Raw genomic sequence first — 527 nt, 5'->3', positions numbered from 1 at the left:
TTTTTTAGTTTGTTTTTAAATTCGTTCCACATATTTTCACTCTCTTTTCTTATGTAAATCATTCTTGTGGTATCTTTCATTTTAACAGTTTTCTAACGATTATTGGTTTACAATCCCTTTAAATATGACTTTTGAATCAAAAAAAAGCAAAGTAGCCAAGCTACTCTGCTTTCGATCATCAAATTATAATTCAAACGTCTCGCCTGTTTGATACCCATCATCGAGAACTAAGATTCCTTTCTCCTTTGGAGCATCAGGTAAGCCAAGCTCTTTGGCGGAGCAGATCATACCACTTGATGCGACACCTCTTAATTTTGCATCTTTAATCTTCATTCCACTAGGCATTGTAGCCCCTACTTTTGCAACAACTACATGCTGCCCTTCATCTACATTCGGAGCTCCACAGACAATTTGAAGTGTTTCTTCTCCGACATCAACCTGGCATACGCTTAATTTATCTGCGTTCTCATGAGGACTTTTTTCTTTTACGTATCCCACAACAAATTTAGGGCTCAAGTCGAAATCCA

Annotated in this window: 1 protein-coding gene; it reads right to left on the bottom strand. The window is 37.2% G+C overall.

Features of this window, described 5'->3' with window-relative positions:
* Positions 1-183 precede the first annotated feature (183 nt).
* Positions 184-527 (bottom strand): YtpR family tRNA-binding protein (ytpR, locus tag LD39_RS19780; RefSeq protein WP_035552448.1); only part of this gene is annotated, 344 nt, incomplete at its 5' end.

Origin of the sequence: Halobacillus sp. BBL2006, assembly GCF_000786645.1 — a bacterium.
In the GTDB taxonomy this organism is placed as follows: domain Bacteria; phylum Bacillota; class Bacilli; order Bacillales; family Halobacillaceae; genus Halobacillus.
The sequence above is the reverse complement of the archived record's forward strand: the minus strand, read 5'-3'. Positions and strand labels throughout refer to the sequence as shown.